This window comes from Streptomyces sp. NPDC033966 (assembly GCF_055575955.1).
The window spans coordinates 38437-54569 of sequence record NZ_JBVIRQ010000019.1 but is presented as its reverse complement, the minus strand read 5'-3'; the positions used below and the strand labels follow the sequence as shown (position 1 = coordinate 54569).

Genomic DNA, 16133 nt, shown 5'->3' with positions numbered 1-16133 from the left:
GGCTCGAGGAGTCCCGGCTGCGCCGCACGACCGAGCTCCCGCCGGCCGGCGCCCCAGGGTCCTCGCCGCCTCGCCGCCTCGGCGACTCGGCGAGGACTCTGGATCCCCCGCCGAGGCCGACCTCTGGCAGGCCACGCGACAAGCCGCCGGAAGTCAGGAACAGGAACACCCCCCGCTTCTTTCCGGCCGAGTCCGTCAACACCAACACCCCGAAGCGACGGCTCGTGATCAAGAAGGTCCGCCCACCCCATGAGGTTCCCCCACAAACGCCGCGCGGACCGCGCGGACCGCACGGACAGCAGGGACGCCGGCGCAAGGCCGGAGCAGCGGGAGGGTCGGCAGCGCGCTCGGCGCCCTACGCGCCGGGCGAAGAGCCGCAGGAGGGCCGCCCGGAAAGCCCGTCGCCACCTCATCGACTTCCCTCGACGCGGCCGGCGGGGCTGGCGGCGCTGGACGCCCTCCTGGAAGCTGACCTCCGGCCTGTTCCTGCTCTTCGCCGGAGCCCTCGCCGGCCTCTTCACCGCCGTCTACGTGCAGGTCGAGATCCCGGACCCGCACGACTCCGCGAGCCGGCAGGGCACCGTCTACTACTGGGCGGACGGCAGCCGGATGGTGAGCGTCGGCGATGTGAACCGGCAGGACGTGAAGCTCTCCCAGGTGCCCGATTCCGTCCAGCACGCCGTCATCGCGGCGGAGAACGCGGACTTCTACAGCGACTCGGGCGTCTCGGTGACGGGCATCGGCCGCGCCGCCGTCAACATCGTCAAGGGCGAGGAGACCCAGGGCGGCTCGACGATCACCCAGCAGTACGTGAAGAACACCTATCTGAGCCAGGACCAGACCGTCCAGCGAAAGATCAAGGAACTCTTCCTCGCCCTGAAGGTCAGCGAACAGCGGCCCAAGACGGAGATCCTCGAGGGGTATCTCAACACCTCCTGGTTCGGACGCGACGCGTACGGCGTCCAGGCGGCCTCGTACGCGTACTACGGCATCCCCGCCAAGGAGCTGAACCCCAGCCAGGGCGCGCTGCTGGCCGCCGTCCTCAAAGGCGCGGACAGCTTCGACCCGTCCCTCAGCGCCGACAACCGCCGACGCGCCGAGGACCGCTGGAAATGGATCCTGGACCGTCAGGTCGCCACCGGTTCGATGGGGGCCGAGGAACGCGCGAAGTACACGAAGTTCCCCGAGCCGAAGCCTCCCGTCAAGCCGACCAGCCAGGCCGGGCAGACCGGCTACCTCGTCGACATCGCCAACAAGTACCTCAAGAGCCGCGGCGGGATCACGGGCAAGGACCTGGCCGGTGGCGGCTACAGCGTCCACACCACCTTCGAGAAGGACAAGGTGCTCGCACTGGCCAGGGCCGTCGAGCAGGTGTGCGCGGACCGACTGGACCCGAAGAAGCGCGCGGAGGACCAGTACGTGCAGGTCGGTGCCGCCTCGATACGCTCCGAGGACGGAGCGATCGTCGCGGTCTACGGCGGCTCCGACGCGGTCGAGCACTTCACCAACAACGCGGACACCTCGGGCGTGCCTGCGGGCTCGGCGTTCAAACCCTTCGTGTACGCCGCCGCCGTGCAGCAGGAGCTCGAAGGCGGGGAACGCCCGGCAGACGGCGCTGACCCGGACCCCCTGAAACCCGGGCCGGCAGGGCCGCCGAAGGCATCCGCGGGCCTTCACACGGCCCTGGTGGACTCCGACCACACGCCCTTCGTGGAGGCCGGCAAGAAGATCGGACTGAAGAAGGTCAAGGAGCTCGCGGTCGCGTCGGGACTGCGCGAGGAGAGCATGGCCAAGCTGGAGCCGGCCTTCTCCATCGGTACCTCCACCCCCAGCGCCGTCCGGCTCGCCAGCGCCTACACGACCTTCGTCAACCAGGGCCGGGCCACCGAACCGTACTCGGTGACCAAGGTGGAGCGGAACGACGTCCCCGTGGACGGCTTCGGCCAGCCCAAGCCGCGGCGGGCAATGAGCTCCGAGGCAGCCTCGACCGTCGGCGCGGCGCTCCGCCAGGTGGGCGGGACCGCCGTCGGACCGCCGACGGACCAGCGCACCTCCCCTCCGGCCTGGGCGGGCAAGACCGGCCCGAACGACCGTATGAACTCGGCCTGGTTCATCGGGGCGACGCCGGAACTGAGCACCTCGGTCGCGATGTTCCGTACGAAGCCCGACGTCTCACAACTGCTGCCCATGCAGGGCGTGGGCGGCTCCGACTCCGAGCGGGGCAGCGCCTTCCCACCGCTGATCTGGAAGACCTACAACGAGGCGGCTGCGCCTGCGCCGCAGCACCCGTCCGACGCTCCCCAAAGACGCCCGTGACGGTCTCGCAGCGCGGTACGTCCTCCGGCGTCGCTTCGGCCCGCCGCGTCATGGATGTCCGGCGAGGGGCCTGCCACTGCGCGGTTCGAGGCCGGCTCGAGGCAGACGCAGTGTCCCGTGCCCGAGGTCCGCGCTGAGAGGACCTCGGGGTGTCGTGCGTTCTTGCTGCTCCAGCGAAGGTGGGCGTGCGTTCAGGAGGGCCTTCAGGCCTGCGTACGTGCGGCTGGTGTCAGGGTGCGAACGGCCGGTCTCCGGTCAGTGACCAGACGGCCGTGATGCGGCCATTGCTGATGGCCAGCAGGTCGATGCCGCTCTTGGTGACGGGTTCGCCCGCGCCGTCGGTGTATGTGGCGGTCCAGCGGGCGGCGACTTCCGCACGGGTGCCGTCGACCGCCGGCGCACCGTCGACGGCGTACGTGAGTCCCGGGAGTTCGTCCCGGTGAGCGCTGATGAACGTGGTCAGGTTCGGGAGGCCGAGCGTGGAGTCGGGGCCGGTGCCGGGAACCCTGCCGGCGAAGCGGAGCCGGAAGCCGGGCCCGATGAGGTCCGCGGCGAGGGTGAGGTCGCCGTTCCAGAGCCGCGTCCACCCGTCCAGCAGCGCGATGCCCTGTGTGCGGGTCAGGGCATCCGTTCCGGTCGGGGCACCGGGCGGCACGGCCGCCGGAGCGGGGGACGAAGCGGTGGCGGCGGTGGTCATACGGGACATGAGGAGATGCCTTCCTGTCGTCGGTCGGGGACCAGCCTCTATGTCTTGGGCGACAACCTCCTGTCGGTGTTTACGAGTTCGTCGAGGCCGACGAACTCCCAGCCCAGCGTGTCGAGCCCGGCGAGATCCAGCACGCGTGGCGGGACCGTTTCGGCCAGTACCTCGACGTGCCGGATACGGTCCAGCCGGAAGCCGCGTACCGCGGAGCGCAGCCGGCACCAGCCGATGAGGTACCAGTGGTCGCCGCCGAGGAAGCCGTGGGGTTCCACACAGCGGTCGGTGGCGGCGCCCTGCGCGTCGGCGTACGACAGGCGCAGGACCCGGCGCATCGAAAGGGCCTCGCGCAGCGCGTGGGGTATGCCGGAGGGCTGCCGGGCGGGCGCGGCGAGCCGGACCCGGCCGGCCAGTTCGCCCGCCCCGCTCCGCTCGCGCTGCGGCATGACGGCGAGGACCTTCTGCAGGGCGGACCGTGCGTCGCGGGCGAACGGCGTGCCTGCCAGGGCGTGCAGGGCCACCGCGAGCGCGGTCGCCTCCGCCGAGGTGATCGTCAGCGGCGGGAGGGTCTGATCCTTGGCGAGAACGTAGCCGCCGGTGCGGCCGGGCTCGGCGTAGAGGGGGACTCCGGCCTGCTGCAGAGCGGCGAGGTCGCGCTCGATGGTCCGGGTGCTCACCTCGAACCGGCCCGCCAGCCAGCGTGCGCTGCGCGGCCGGGGGGACGCCGCGCGCAGTTCTTCCACCAAGGCGTACAGACGATCGGTTCGGTTCACGGGCAACGACCGTAACCCAGCCCTGGCACCACGCGCCCGCGGGGGGTTCGGGCGGCAGTCCGGCCAGGTAAGCGGCAGTCCCGACCTGGCCTCGGAATCTGTCGTTGGAGGACCGGGTGCTGCTGGTCGCCGCTCACCGGCGGACGAACTGGACGATGCGGCAACCGGCCCTGCTGTTCGGGGTGTCGAAGTCGGCCGTGGACCGGGCGATCAACGGCCTCGGCCCGAGGTTTGCGCCGCGTCCGCGCCGACGGTTCGCCAAGGGAGCGGTACTGATCGTGGACGGCACCCTGGTGCCCAACCGGGACCATGAGGTGGCCGAGCAGTCGAAGAACCATCTGCGCTTCCACCAACCATCAGGTGGTCATCGACGCCGACACCCGCCTGGTCGTGGTAGCCGGCCGGCCGTTGCCGGGCAATCGCAACGACTGCCGGGCGGGGGCGGAGTCCGGTGCGAAGGCCGCCGTCGGCAACACGATGACCACCGCCGATGGCGGCTACCCGGGTACCGGACTCGTCATGCCGCATCGTCGCCGCAGGGGAGAGGATCTGCCCGACTGGAAACGGGCACACAACAAGGGTGTGAAGGCACTGCCCTTCAGCGAGATCAAGGCGGCCTTCCCGGTGGTGCACAACCCGGCCAACAAGGGCCGCGCGGTGCCGGTCACCGAGAAGGACGGGGCCCTTGCCCCCACCGCCGGAGACCTCGGCCGGAGCTGACCCCCGGCCCCTGGCCGGCCCGTCCCCACCCGTCGCGACCCGACCACACAGCGGTCAGTGCTCGCAGAGGGAGAATTCCCGTTCGTAGAGCTGGTCGTTGTGTTCGGCCACGAAGAACTTCCGTTCCTGCATGAGCTGTTCGCGGTACTCCATGGCCTGTTCGAGCGTCATCGTGGAGTCATCGGACCACGGTTGCTGCGGCGGGACGTCGGAGGTCGAGACGATCGTCGTCGACGGGTCGACCAGGAAGAACGCAAGGATCTTGCGGTGCCCCGGGCGGGTGGGGTCAGCGAGGCGGAACGAGCCGACGCGGTGCTGCAGGATGTTCGGGAACGCCAGGCAGCGCCCCATCGGCGTCGCCGCCGACCCCAGCACCTGGTTGAGCGCGTCTTCGTTCTCCAGGCCGTAGACCTCGCGCACCCCCTCGTCGTCGTTCTGTTCGTAGTCCGGATCGTCGAGCGCCGCGCGGAAGCTCAGCCTGCTCTCGGTGATGTTCTCGCTGTCCCAGTAATAGATGCCGGTCGAGACGATCCGCTCGTTCAGCATTCCCTCGACGTGCCAGGAACCGCCCGCGTACTCGGGCTTGTCCGGGGTGAGATGAATGGTGGCGAGCTTGACGATGACCTGGAGGCGGCGGCCGCGCAGGTCGACCCGGGCGGCTCCGTCGGGCAGCACGGGCGCGGTGAAGTCCGGCGCGTCCGGGACGACCGGGCGGCGGGTCTCCCACCAGGCCTCGTGGGCCTCCTCCCATGCACTGCGGGCGTCCGCGTAGGCCGCGTCATCACTGAAGGAGGACTTGACCGGATACGCCGGCTCCGAGTCGTACCACCCGTAGGGATCGGCCTCGATGCGCAGCGGCCGCGGATGGCGCAGATCGGTGAGCACGTTCTCCCACAGCGGCCGCATGCGCGCGAGGACGTCCGGCAGGACGGCCGCGAGTTCCTGATGGGCCTCGGGGTGGATGTTGTTGACGTACGAACGGAAGGCGACATCGCCCTCGCCGCCGACCTCGACGTCCGTGGGCAGCCACTGGAACTTCTCCGAGAACTCGTGCTTCGAGTAGTGGTTCGTCGGGTTCCGCCAAGCCTCCTCGGGGCCCCCGCTCACCTCTCGCACCAGGCAGAACAGTGAGGGATGCACCAGATCCAGCACCTGCCCGTCCGATCCCGGATGCCAGTCCCGTTCCGCTTCGGGGACCTCCTCCAGGGGCCGGACCGCCTTGCGCAGCCGGGATCGGAGCCGATCGTCGACCAGCGTGTCCGACTGCCACACCCCGTCGACGGCGGACACCTCGATGCCGGTCCGTCCGTCCCGCAGCGCGGCATAGTGCCCGAGTTCCGCGAGGACGTACCGGACCTGCGCCTCGGTGAGCCCCTGGGCGACCGCCTCCTGCCGCCACCGCGCGACGATGCCGGCATCGTGCATCTTGTCGAACCACCCCGGCTTCGCCCGGATGTGCGCGCTGCACTCCATCATCTCCAGCTCCCGTAGCGTCCGGGCTTTCGCGAACGCTATGGAACGCGACGCTTGAAACGGCAGCGGAAAGGCAGACAGGCCGGTCAACTCTGATGATCCTCACGGTCGGCGAGCGGTGCCGGAAGGATAGCCCAGCGCACTGACACGTCAGCCGCACCCCGAGGGCCCGTCCAGTCGACTGCGGGCGCGGCGAATGCGTCCAAGCGCGCCGGGCGGCTGTCCGCCCTCACACCGGGACCGGCACGCCGGCCTGGTCAGAAGCCGGAGAGGCCAGGGAGGGGTTCCGGAATCAACCGGCCTCCCGTTCCACCGGCAGCCACAGCTCGGCCTCCGCCTCCCTGCCGTCCGCCGACATCCGCGTACGGAGGATCTCCGGCCCGGGGCGGCTCCGGTACGGGTTCGACGGGAACCACTCGGTGAACACGTCCCGCCACAGCGCCTGGATCGCCTGCGGCGCCGGCCCCGAAGTGGTGAAGACCGCCCATGCCCCGGCCGGCACGGGCAGCCTGGCCATGCCCTGCGGCGCGGACGCCGAGGTGACGACCCCGTGGTAGTAGTCGAGGCCGCTGCCCTCCGCCCGGCCGGGATCGAGGTCGGCGCAGACCGCGAGGATGCCGTGCGGCTCCTGGTCGGACAGCTCCTCCAGCAGCTCCTTCGCCTGGACGCCGAGCCCGCGGACGAAATCGATGATCGCCTGGTTCGGCCCCGAGTACACGAGCGGCACCCTGGCCTTCGCCCCGACGACGCTGAACTCCGGCTTGCGCAGGACGCGGTAGCGCATGCTGCTGCTCCCGTCGACGACGAGGCGGAAGGTCATCCGGGGCTGGGAGCTGAGGGCCGCGCCGGTGCGCCGCGCCTCGCCGGGCCCGACGCCGTGCACCGCGCGGAACGCCCTCGCGAACGCCTCGCCCGAGCCGTATCCGTACCGCACCGCGATCTCCAGCAGCGTCCGCTCGCCGGCCAGCACCTCCGCGCCCGCGACGGTCAGCCGGCGGCGCCTGACGTACTCCGACAGCGGCATCCCCGCGAGCGCCGAGAACATCCGCCGCAGGTGGTACTCGGAGGTGGCCGCGACCCGTGCCAGCTCGCCCACGTCGACGGGGCCGTCGAGCTGCCGCTCGATGTGCTCCATGGCCTGATTGAACCGCTCCAGCACCGCTCGCCTCCAAGATCCCGACCATCGATTCAACCAGGTGCGGCCCTGCACGCCGCACCCGATGAAGGCGGTGCGGCAAGTGTCGGGTGACCGGGACCGCCCGCGACGCACGATGGAGGCATGGACGACACGACATTGGTATCCCGCTTCCTCCGCGACGGCTTCGTCAAGCTGGAGGGCGCCGTCGCGCCCCGCGTGGCCGAGAGTTGCGCGCGGCTGCTGTGGCGGGAGACGGGCTGCGACCCGGACGACCCGCAGACGTGGACGCAGCCCGTGCACTGGGTCGGCGGGATGGCACAGGGACCGTTCGCCGCCGCACCCAACTCCCCGGCCCTGCACCGGGCGTACGACCTGCTGGCCGGCGCCGGGCGCTGGGAGCCACGCTACTCTCTGGGCACCTTCCCGCTGCGCTTCCCGCACCAGGAGGAGCCCGGCGACGCGGGCTGGCACATCGAGGGGAGCTATGAGGTGGAGGGCGAGACCTGGCCCTTCACCAATCTCCGCTCCCGCGGCCGGGCCCTGCTGATGCTGTTCCTGTTCAGCGAGGTCGGGGAAGAGGACGCCCCGACCCGGATCCGGGTCGGCTCCCACCTCGACGTGCCGAAGGTGCTGGAGCCGTACGGGGAGGAGGGCGCGAGCGGCCTGGCCATCGCACCGGACCTCGAAGCGGCGTCCGCCCACCGGCCGCTCGCCCTCGCCACCGGTTCGCCGGGTGACGTGTTCCTGTGCCATCCGTTCCTGGTGCACGCGGCACAGCCGCACCACGGGGCACGGCCGCGCTTCATGGCCCAGCCGCCGCTGATGCCGGCCGCGCCGTACGAACTGGAGCGGGCCGACGGCGCGTACTCCCCGGTGGAAACCGCGATCCGCCGGGGCCTGGGACAGGCCACCCCCGGGCCAGCCACCCCCGGTCCCGGCGGGGAGGGCGCCGGACCCACCGCCGACCCCTCGACGCTCTGCTGATCGGTGACTCGGCACCGGCAGGCTCCACATGCGGACCGCGCTCGGCACCGAGGCAGCCATGGCCGGCCACGTGTATCCGGCCAGAATGCGGAGCCGGCGGACGATCTACTACTGGCCGGCACCCGACTCGGTGGTGGCACCTACCGCCCCCGCACCAGGATCGGAAGCGGCTGGCAGATGACCTCACCGGAAGTCCGGGGCCCTCGCAGTCCGGGGAACCGTCACGGCAAGGGGGCGGGAGGACAGTCCTCACCGCTGCCCACGGGAGGGCTGGGGAGGTCGTGTGCCCGTGGGTGGGGAACCGGCTGCCGAATCGGGAGAGGGACACGAGGTTACGGAGGGGACGGGTCGGCGGGCGGGGTGGTCCGGCACGGGGTGCCCTACGCCGGCTCGGCCTGGGGGTGCGCGCGCCGCTGGTACGCCTGCGGCGGCCTGGGCCCGGTTGACAGGTGCGCCGAACACGGGGATGCGGTCGGCCCGTGGGCGCCTCGCAGGACCGGGGCGGGAAGGCGGCTCACGGTGCTGGTGTACTGATCACCGAGGTGACGACGACCGCACCCGGGACCGCGGCCTGAACCGGCGGCCGGTGGACCCTCCCCGACACGGGCGTGCAAACCTGGGCCGGTGAATGAAGCCCTCTCCACCGCCCTGCAGCGCGCGTCCCGCCACCAGCGCCGTTTCGAAGCCCGCTTCGCCGCCTACTTCGATTCCCTGACCGACCCCGCGGGCGGCATGTTCGAGACCCCGCCGCACGGCGCCTTCCCCGCCCGCGCACTCGACTTGGTGCGCGACATGTCGATGCGCGGCGGCAAACGGCTGCGTGTGGTCCTCCTGCACGAGGCCGCCGCGCTGGTGGCCGACGAGGGCGTACCAGGGCTGGACGAAGCGGCCATCAGCATCGAGCTGCTGCAGACCCACGGTCTGATCCACGACGACATCATCGACGACGCGCCCGTACGCCGCGGTGGCCCCTCCACGTACTACGCCTACCGCCACGAGTTCCCCGACCGGCCCGACACCGCCCTCGCGCTGGCCCTCCTCGCCGGCGACCTCGCGGCCTTCCTGTCCCTGCGCGTGCTGCTCACCAGCGGTCTGCCCGCCGACCGGGCCCTGGCCATGGCCGCCGTCCACGCCGACACGGGAGCTGCCACGATGACCGGGCAGATGATCGATCTGGAACGCGACTTCCACCCCGTCCCCGACATCGAGTTCCTGCACGCGGTCACCGAATTCAAGTCCACCCGCTACTCCGTGCTCGCCCCGCTGCGTATGGGCCTGCTCGCCGCAGGCACCGACCACGCCCCCTACGACGCCGAACTGCGCCGCTACGCGACCGCATTGGGGATCGCCAACCAGATCCACGACGACTGGCTCGACCTGTTCGGCGATCCGGCGGCCCTCGGCAAACCGGTCGGTTCCGACATCCGTTCGGGCCGCCGCAGCTACGCCCTGCGCGCTCTTCTTGCCGTCTGCGACGACGCCGAGCGCAAGCTGCTGGACGAAGCCTCGGGCGACCCGGGCTGCGACGACGAAACCCTCGACCGCATACGCCGCATCGCGCGGGCGCACGGCGTCGACCGGCAGCTCCGGGCCGACGCCGACGACTACGCCCGCCGGGCAGAGGCCCAGGCCGCCACATGGCGGGAGCGCTGGCGGCCGGAGGCCGTGGCGTTCTTCGAGCACATGCCGGGCTGGAGCGTCACCCGCGACCGGTGACCCCCTCCCCGCATCCGCGTCCGCAGGCGCGTAGCGGTGCTGGAGGTGGCGCCGGCAGGCGTCGGCAGTGGTGGCGCGCGGCCGACCGTGCGGCCGGCACGTTCCGGGTGGGAGGCCGGCCACAGCGGGACCAGGCCGCCCCAGCAGCGAGAAGCGGCCGGACAGCGGCGTGGCCGCGAGGGCGAAACGGTAGGGCAGGCTTGCCGCGACCCGCGGGCAGTCGCGGGCCATGTACTCCAGCGAGCCGACCCACACCAGGCGGCTCTCCCGGACGGCCTCGCGGACGGGAACGGCGGTCGCGAGCGCGCACCGGTGGCAGGGCCGGGCCACCTTCTCCGGCAGCCCGCACAACACCGCCAGGCCCAGCGTCTGCGTAGTGCTGTCGTCTCGCTCGTCGCTTCATCGTTCCTTCTGGGGTCCACGGTCGTCCTCGCGCCGACCGCCACCGCGACACCCGCTCCGGGTACGTACGCACTCAAGGCCGAGGTGAACGGGGCGCGGGCACTGGTCGACGGCGAATTCCCTCAGGCCAGGATCAGGCCGCGGACGGGCGACGGCCCGCTGGAGGCCACCCAGGAGGGAGAGGCCATCGTCATGCGCGTACCGCTCGAAGGCGGCGGCCGGATCGTCGTCGAACTGTCCCAGGAGGAGGCTGATGCCCTCGCCGAGGCACTCGCCAATCCAGCGGGACCCGACCAACTCGAACCCGAGGTACCGGAATTCGAGGAACCGTAACGACGACCACCCCCGCCCCTGCCGCATCAGAGCCGCGCAAGGCGCGCACGTGCCCCTCCGCGAACCCTTGGGCTCTAGTCGTCATTGCAACACCCCAGCTGAGGGGATGCGATGGGCTTCGAGGTTCGTGAGGAGCGGCGGTGGCAGGGGTCGCGCCCTCTGGTCCGTGAGCGGGAGGAATACTTCCGGCTCATGGACCGACGGACGGGACAGCGCTGGCGGAACGCGTCCACCCGGTCGGAGAACAAGAAGTGGATCCCGCCAGTCGATCTGGTGGGGTCCGACCCCGTCCCGTCGACGCATCTTCGGGAGTCGGATCGCATCCACATAGCCGACCGGCTGCCAGAGAAGGCCTCGATCCGGACGATCGCCGGCGAACTGTGCCGCAGCCCCTCCACCATCAGCCGGGAAGTCCGCGTCGCAACCGCACCGTCCTGGCGGACGGCAGGTGGAGATACCTGCCGCACGCGGCACCGCACCGCGCCGACCAGCGCCGCCCCCGGCCCAAGCCCCGAGAGATCGGGCAGCTCCCAGAACTGCGAGCCCGGAACGGCTCTGCCGGGCTCTGCGCACGCGCTTTCCCGACCGGCCGGAGATGCACGTGGTCCACGAGACGATCCACCGGGCGCTCTGCGCCCAGGGCCACGGCGAGCTCCGCGAGAACACCAACGGCCTGCTGCGGCAGTACTTCCCCAAGGGAACCGACCTCGCGCAGCACAGCCGCGAGCACCTGAACGCGGTGGCCGCAGAGCTCAACGGCCGCCCGCGCAAGACGGTCCACCGCCTTCGAGCTCGTCGAGGACCCGGCCGACGCCGCCCCCCAGTACCTGGCCCTGCTGACCGCCCTCACCGAAGTCGACCCACGCAGCGGGGGACCGGTGCACGGCGCGCTGGAGCGGCGGGAGGCAGCCGTGCCGTGGCCTCTGGCGACCCAGGGGCCGTGCGCGGCGCGGCACAGCTCCGCCATGTCCGCAGCCCCGCCCCGGGTTCGGGCTGTAGCCGGGCGAGGTGTCTCGCTTCATCTATGGGGGGTGCAGGGGGCCTTGGGTAGTGCGAGGCGAGTGCGGGCGGACGACGGTCTTGGTGCGGTCGTAGACGATCGACATCGGCACCCCTCTGATATCCGGGTCTCGGTGTCAAGAGATGGGTGGGCTGAGCAGCCTGAAGGATCGTTGTCAGAGGCCCCGGGGATACTGGCGTCGTGACGACGTTCCCCTCCGCCGCGGCCGGCTCGACTCAGCCTTCCCCCACCTGGGTCGAGTCGATGGGCGGCCCGCTGATCGTAGTGCCAGTTTCCGCGCTGACCAGATGGCGTGGTTGTACCCAGTCGGGGATGATCGTCGGCAGCGGTGACCTCCGGGACGATTACGACCGTGCCTGCGAGGTGAAGGGTCTGGCCGGCGTGATCGCCGTCGGCGAGGAGGGCGCCCAGGGACTTGTCCTGGCGGACGAGCCCGCCAGGAGCTTCTATCTGCAGGAGCACCGGGCCTTTGTCCGCTGGCTGGGCGCCGACAGCGAGGCCGATCTGATGGCCGCGGCCCAAGCCGTGCTTGCCGACCCCACCACCGCGTGGGAGGAGTGCGGCGTGTGGGAGACGGACGGCCCGGCGGTCCTCAGGGACTCCGTGACAGCCGGGGCCGAGCTGGGTGTCGAGTTTCCGAGCGGCGGAGGCACGCCGGAGCAGGCGCCTGTCCCGATCGGGCCTGGCAGCTGGACGGTCCGCGCCGTTCACGCCTCACCGATCGACGACACCTCGGTGGGGGTGATCCAGCTTCTGCCTCGACCGTCGAACTGACCGGGATAGGCACGTGGTGGGAAGGTGACCAGGACCCTTCTTCGTCCAGTCGGCCGAGGAGACCGTCGAAGATCTGCTCGCGGGAGACCTGGCCCTTGGCCGCTGCGTCGTCCCGCTGGCGTTCGAGCGTGGGGCGGAACTCGATGGTGGTGACGAAGAACGTGCAGGACTCGCAGATCGACTCGAAGTGGCAGTCCATCTCGACAGGGCGCGCGCAGTAGCCGTTGCCGAGCGTCCGCCGGTGCATCTCGCGCGGAGCTTGGCCATCTCCGTTCCCTCCGCGTCGGCCGGCAGTCGGCGCGGCTTCGCGGAGCCCTTCTTCGATCCTGTACGCGCTGGGTTCCGAGATGCTGTTACACGAGCGCGCCTCGGTCGCCGCCGTCCCGGTGGCTGGGCGGGCGGGGAAATTCCTCCGACTCCGCGGCCAGAGCCACCCCTCGTGTGAAAACTCCGCAGGTCATCCGATATAGGACGCACGCTGTCCTATATGGAGGGCATGCTTCCGATAGGGCTTCTCGAAGCGGGCTGTGTGCCCGTGAGAAAGCCCCTGCCCTTCTGCCCGCATCCCCTCTTCGAAAAGTGATCTCTGATGAAGCCCCCTGCCCTCTCCCCGTGCCTGGGAGTCTCCGACACCCAGGCGACCGTCGACTTCTACGAGAAGCTCGGCTTCACCGCCCTGCCCGCCGGCAACGACCCGGACGACGACCTGCGCATCCTGCTCTTCGACGGCGAGTTCGCGCTGATGGTCTACCGCGACGAGCACCTGCGCGGCTGGCTGCCCGTCCTCAAGGACACCCCGGTCGGAGCGTTCGGCATGTTCTACCTCGCCGTGGACGACTTCGACACCTACGTCGAGCGCATCCGCCCCCTGGTCACCGTCCAGAAGGACGTCATGGAGCACCAGGGCCAGAAGCTCTTCTACTTCACCGACCCCAACGGTTACATCATCGCCGTCACCCAGAAGCAGAGCTGGTGACCGTCATGACCGAGAGCAACGCAGCCGTTACCGGAGCGGTGAAGTGCGCGGCCTTCTGGGGACACGATGGCAAGGCGCTCGCCGACTTCTACGCCGCCGCCCTGGGCTGGAAGGTCACCCAGACCTTCGGTGACACCGCGGCCATGATCAGCGACGGCACCACCTCGTACGTCTTCTACACCGCCGAGTCCTTCAAGGCACCGGACTGGCCGGCGGACGAGCTCGTCTTCCACCTCGACCTGACCTTCGCCGACGTGGCGGCCGCCGAGCGGCGACTGGTCGGCCTCGGTGCCTCCAAGCCCGCCCATCAGCCCGGCGGCAAGCACTGGACCGTGCTGCTCGACCCCTCCGGCCAGCCGTTCTGCATCAGCGCCGCCGGCAAGAACGGGTGAAACGTCCCTGGTCCACGCAGCCGCAGCGGACGAACGGGAATGACCCATCGCGGTACGGACCGTGCTCTGATCACCGTCTTTGAGCGAACAAGGAAAGATCCACATGAACGACGAAGGCAAGGCGCTGGCGGGGAAGGTGGCGCTGGTCACCGGGGCGAGCCGGGGCGGGGCCCGGGCGATCGCCGTTGAGCTGGGCCGGGCCGGGGCCACCGTCTACGTGACCGGCCGTTCCACCCGCGGCAAGGCGGGCGAGTCGGGCCGCCCGGTTGAGACGGTCGAGGAGACCGCCGAGCGGGTCACCGCCGCCGGCGGCAACGGCATCCCCGCCGCGGTCGATCACCTCCAGGCGGAGCAGGTGCAGGCGCTCGCCGAGCGCATCGACCAGGAACAAGGCCGGCTGGACGTCCTCGTCAACGCCATCTGGGGTGCGGAGCACCTCGTCGAGCGCGGCAAGAAGATGTGGGACTGCGACCTCGAGAGCGGCCTGCGCATGCTGCGGCTCGGAATCGACACGTACTACGTCACCAGCCACTACCTCCTGCCCCTGCTGATCCGCCGCCCCGGCGGCCTGCTGGTGGAGCTCACCGACGGCACCGCAGAGTTCAACAACGGCCACTACCGTGCCCCCTTCGCCTTCGACCTCGCCAAATTCGCCCCCTTCCGGATGACATGGGCACTGTCCGAGGAGACCAAGGAGTACGGCTGCACAGCGCTGGGCCTGGCCCCGGGCTGGATGCGTACCGAGGCGATGCTCGACGCGTTTCACATCACCGAGGACAACTGGCTCGACGGCTGCAAGATGGACCCCACGTTCGCGATCTCCGAGACCCCGCTCTTCACTGCCCGGGCCGTCACCGCACTCGCCACCGACCCGGACGTGGCCCGCTTCACCGGCGACTCCCTGTCCGTCGGCACACTCGCGAAGCAGTACGGCTTCACCGACGCCGACGGCTCCGCCCCCGACTCCGTCCGCTACTTCCAGGAGTACATGCGCACCGGACAGGCACCCAACCCCGACGACTACCGCTGAAGAATGCGGCCCCTGCGAACCCGGCCAGACGAAGGACATCACCATGACTCCCGAGGACATCGCGGAGCTCGCCCTCGCGTTGCCGGAGGTGACGGAGGAAGAGCCGTACGGTCCCAACAGGCCCGTCTACAAGGTCGGCGGCAGTATCTTCGCCATGCTCGCCGCAGCTACCAAGGCCCACCCCGATCAGGTGACCGTCAAGTGTGAACCCCAGCTCGCCCTGCACCTGTGCGAGCAGCACACGGCCGTGCGCCCCTGGTACCAGGGCCGCCGCTGGCACTGGCTCACCGTGCACCTGGACGACGACACGATGCCCGACGAAGACCTCACCGACATGCTCCACCACGCCTGGGACTGCGTGGTGACCGACCTGCCGGCAGCCACCCGCGACCGGCTGCGCACCTGCCATGAACAGCGATGACCTTGAGACCGTCAACGCGTGGGAAGGTCCACCTCACTGGTGACCTCTGTGCCGGGGCAGGGCCGGACAAGGCGTGTCAGCGATTGACCTCGGGTTCGTCAGCACGAGCAAGGCGCGCAGGAGGTGGGTGGCGTGGGCGGGGTCGGTACGGAGTTTGGTGAGGGTCCGCCAGTTCTTGAGGTGGGCGAAGCCGTGCTCGACCGGCGCACGTCCGACGGCGAGAACGCGGTTGGCGGTCTTCTGGCCGGGTGTGAGCTTGTGGGCGCGGGTGGCGGTGAAGCCAGTGACGATCACAGGATCGCGTACGTCGTTGTCCAGGCCCCGGAAGCCAAGGTCCGCCAGCGCCCCGAGGCCGACGGCGCGCAGGTGGGCCAGGATGTGGTCATGGCGGGCGGCGGTGACGTCGTGGGTGCGACCGGGCCGGGCAGCAGATATCCAGATCAGGCGGCCTTACTCGTCGGTCAGGGCCAGGAAGTGCAGGCCGTGATGACGGTGCTTGCCGGAGTAGTTGCGGCGGTCGTCCCGTCCGGTGCGGCGCTGGGTGGGGATGAGGGTGCCGTCGATCAACACGACCTCCCCGCCCTGCTTGGCGACCTTCTTCAGGGCACGGTCCAGGCGCGGTGCCTGCGCGGCGAGCAGGGCGATCAGCTCGTCGCGCCAGCGGCGGACGGTGGACTCCGAGACGTTGTTGCCGCCGGCCATGTCGGCAAGGCGCTGGTCGTGACGGAGCACGGCCAGGACGATCACCGCGATCTTCCCAGGCGGCAGGATCCGCCACCGTGACCGTATTGCCTTCAGATGACGTCCCAGCAGACCGGCGAGGTGGTCGACGGTGTGCGTGGACAGTGGCAGACGGCACTGGTAGACAAGCGGGAAAGTTTCCTCGGTGCGTTCCTTGGATTTCGTCACACACCTCCAACGGCCGCCGGGGGCACCCCGGTTACGCCGGCTCCGCATCGCCTGG

The 16133-nt window shown here is 70.5% G+C and carries 14 protein-coding genes and 4 pseudogenes; 12 read left to right on the top strand and 6 right to left on the bottom strand.

What is annotated here, in order from left to right:
* The first annotated feature begins 249 nt into the window (after positions 1-249).
* A complete protein-coding gene (locus tag ACZ518_RS35160) occupies positions 250-2316 on the top strand; it encodes a transglycosylase domain-containing protein (RefSeq protein WP_469117092.1) in 2067 nt (688 codons plus the stop codon).
* Positions 2317-2545: 229 nt separating this feature from the next.
* Here the strand turns inward: ACZ518_RS35160 and ACZ518_RS35155 are convergent, their stop codons facing one another.
* Together ACZ518_RS35155 and ACZ518_RS35150 are read right to left on the bottom strand one after the other, a co-directional pair.
* Positions 2546-3022: a nuclear transport factor 2 family protein gene (locus ACZ518_RS35155; RefSeq protein ID WP_469117091.1), complete on the bottom strand. Its 477-nt coding sequence runs from the start codon at positions 3020-3022 to the stop codon at positions 2546-2548.
* A 38-nt stretch (positions 3023-3060) separates the two neighbouring features.
* The gene (locus tag ACZ518_RS35150; protein WP_469117090.1) at positions 3061-3789 is read right to left on the bottom strand and encodes a helix-turn-helix transcriptional regulator; all 729 of its coding nucleotides are present in this window, start codon (positions 3787-3789) and stop codon (positions 3061-3063) included.
* Positions 3790-3878: 89 nt separating this feature from the next.
* Between ACZ518_RS35150 and ACZ518_RS35145 the strand changes: the two are divergent.
* Positions 3879-4377: pseudogene (locus ACZ518_RS35145) on the top strand (transposase family protein); the annotation flags it as partial.
* A gap of 186 nt (positions 4378-4563) precedes the next feature.
* Here ACZ518_RS35145 and ACZ518_RS35140 read toward each other — a convergent pair.
* A complete protein-coding gene (locus ACZ518_RS35140; RefSeq protein ID WP_469117089.1) occupies positions 4564-6072 on the bottom strand; it encodes a DUF4246 domain-containing protein in 1509 nt (502 codons plus the stop codon).
* 202 nt (positions 6073-6274) lie between these two features.
* Positions 6275-7141 carry an AraC family transcriptional regulator gene (locus ACZ518_RS35135; protein ID WP_469117088.1) on the bottom strand — a complete coding sequence of 289 codons (867 nt, stop codon included), beginning with the start codon at positions 7139-7141 and terminating at the stop codon, positions 6275-6277.
* A 120-nt stretch (positions 7142-7261) separates the two neighbouring features.
* Here ACZ518_RS35135 and ACZ518_RS35130 point away from each other — a divergent pair, with 120 nt between their 5' ends.
* The 10 genes and pseudogenes from ACZ518_RS35130 (at position 7262) to ACZ518_RS35085 (ending at position 15169) form a co-directional block, all read left to right on the top strand.
* Positions 7262-8104, top strand: a complete 843-nt coding sequence (locus ACZ518_RS35130) for a phytanoyl-CoA dioxygenase family protein (RefSeq protein WP_469117087.1) — start codon at positions 7262-7264, stop codon at positions 8102-8104.
* 624 nt (positions 8105-8728) lie between these two features.
* Positions 8729-9820, top strand: coding sequence for a polyprenyl synthetase family protein (locus ACZ518_RS35125; RefSeq protein ID WP_469117086.1), 1092 nt, complete (start codon positions 8729-8731; stop codon positions 9818-9820).
* 504 nt (positions 9821-10324) lie between these two features.
* A pseudogene (locus tag ACZ518_RS35120) lies at positions 10325-10510 on the top strand (DUF3117 domain-containing protein); the annotation flags it as partial.
* Positions 10511-10666: 156 nt separating this feature from the next.
* A pseudogene (locus ACZ518_RS35115) lies at positions 10667-11237 on the top strand (helix-turn-helix domain-containing protein); the annotation flags it as partial.
* Positions 11214-11333, top strand: a pseudogene (locus ACZ518_RS35110) (IS30 family transposase); the annotation flags it as partial. The pseudogenes ACZ518_RS35115 and ACZ518_RS35110, both read left to right, overlap by 24 nt.
* 423 nt (positions 11334-11756) lie before the next feature.
* Positions 11757-12350 (top strand): Imm21 family immunity protein, encoded by a 594-nt coding sequence (locus tag ACZ518_RS35105; protein WP_469117085.1) that lies wholly within the window; start codon positions 11757-11759, stop codon positions 12348-12350.
* A 589-nt stretch (positions 12351-12939) separates the two neighbouring features.
* Positions 12940-13326 (top strand): VOC family protein, encoded by a 387-nt coding sequence (locus ACZ518_RS35100; RefSeq protein ID WP_469117084.1) that lies wholly within the window; start codon positions 12940-12942, stop codon positions 13324-13326.
* A 5-nt stretch (positions 13327-13331) separates the two neighbouring features.
* Positions 13332-13718 carry a VOC family protein gene (locus ACZ518_RS35095; protein WP_469117083.1) on the top strand — a complete coding sequence of 129 codons (387 nt, stop codon included), beginning with the start codon at positions 13332-13334 and terminating at the stop codon, positions 13716-13718.
* Between the two features lie 103 nt (positions 13719-13821).
* The gene (locus tag ACZ518_RS35090; RefSeq protein WP_469117082.1) at positions 13822-14748 is read left to right on the top strand and encodes an SDR family oxidoreductase; all 927 of its coding nucleotides are present in this window, start codon (positions 13822-13824) and stop codon (positions 14746-14748) included.
* 43 nt (positions 14749-14791) lie between these two features.
* On the top strand, positions 14792-15169 hold the full coding sequence (locus tag ACZ518_RS35085; protein ID WP_469117081.1) for an MmcQ/YjbR family DNA-binding protein: 378 nt from the start codon (positions 14792-14794) through the stop codon (positions 15167-15169).
* Positions 15170-15202: 33 nt separating this feature from the next.
* Here the strand turns inward: ACZ518_RS35085 and ACZ518_RS35080 are convergent, their stop codons facing one another.
* Both ACZ518_RS35080 and ACZ518_RS35075 read right to left on the bottom strand, forming a co-directional pair.
* Positions 15203-15604 carry a transposase family protein gene (locus ACZ518_RS35080; protein ID WP_469117179.1) on the bottom strand — a complete coding sequence of 134 codons (402 nt, stop codon included), beginning with the start codon at positions 15602-15604 and terminating at the stop codon, positions 15203-15205.
* A 15-nt stretch (positions 15605-15619) separates the two neighbouring features.
* Complete coding sequence (locus ACZ518_RS35075; protein WP_469117080.1) at positions 15620-16078, bottom strand: hypothetical protein; 459 nt, start codon at positions 16076-16078, stop codon at positions 15620-15622.
* Positions 16079-16133: the final 55 nt, after the last annotated feature.

Coding starts and splice junctions, on each gene's coding strand:
- ACZ518_RS35090 (WP_469117082.1), top strand. CDS start 13,822: ATGAACGACGAAGGCAAGGCGCTGGCGGGGAAGGTGGCGCTGGTCACC.
- ACZ518_RS35130 (WP_469117087.1), top strand. CDS start 7,262: ATGGACGACACGACATTGGTATCCCGCTTCCTCCGCGACGGCTTCGTC.
- ACZ518_RS35100 (WP_469117084.1), top strand. CDS start 12,940: ATGAAGCCCCCTGCCCTCTCCCCGTGCCTGGGAGTCTCCGACACCCAG.
- ACZ518_RS35095 (WP_469117083.1), top strand. CDS start 13,332: ATGACCGAGAGCAACGCAGCCGTTACCGGAGCGGTGAAGTGCGCGGCC.
- ACZ518_RS35155 (WP_469117091.1), bottom strand. CDS start 3,022: ATGTCCCGTATGACCACCGCCGCCACCGCTTCGTCCCCCGCTCCGGCG.
- ACZ518_RS35085 (WP_469117081.1), top strand. CDS start 14,792: ATGACTCCCGAGGACATCGCGGAGCTCGCCCTCGCGTTGCCGGAGGTG.
- ACZ518_RS35160 (WP_469117092.1), top strand. CDS start 250: ATGAGGTTCCCCCACAAACGCCGCGCGGACCGCGCGGACCGCACGGAC.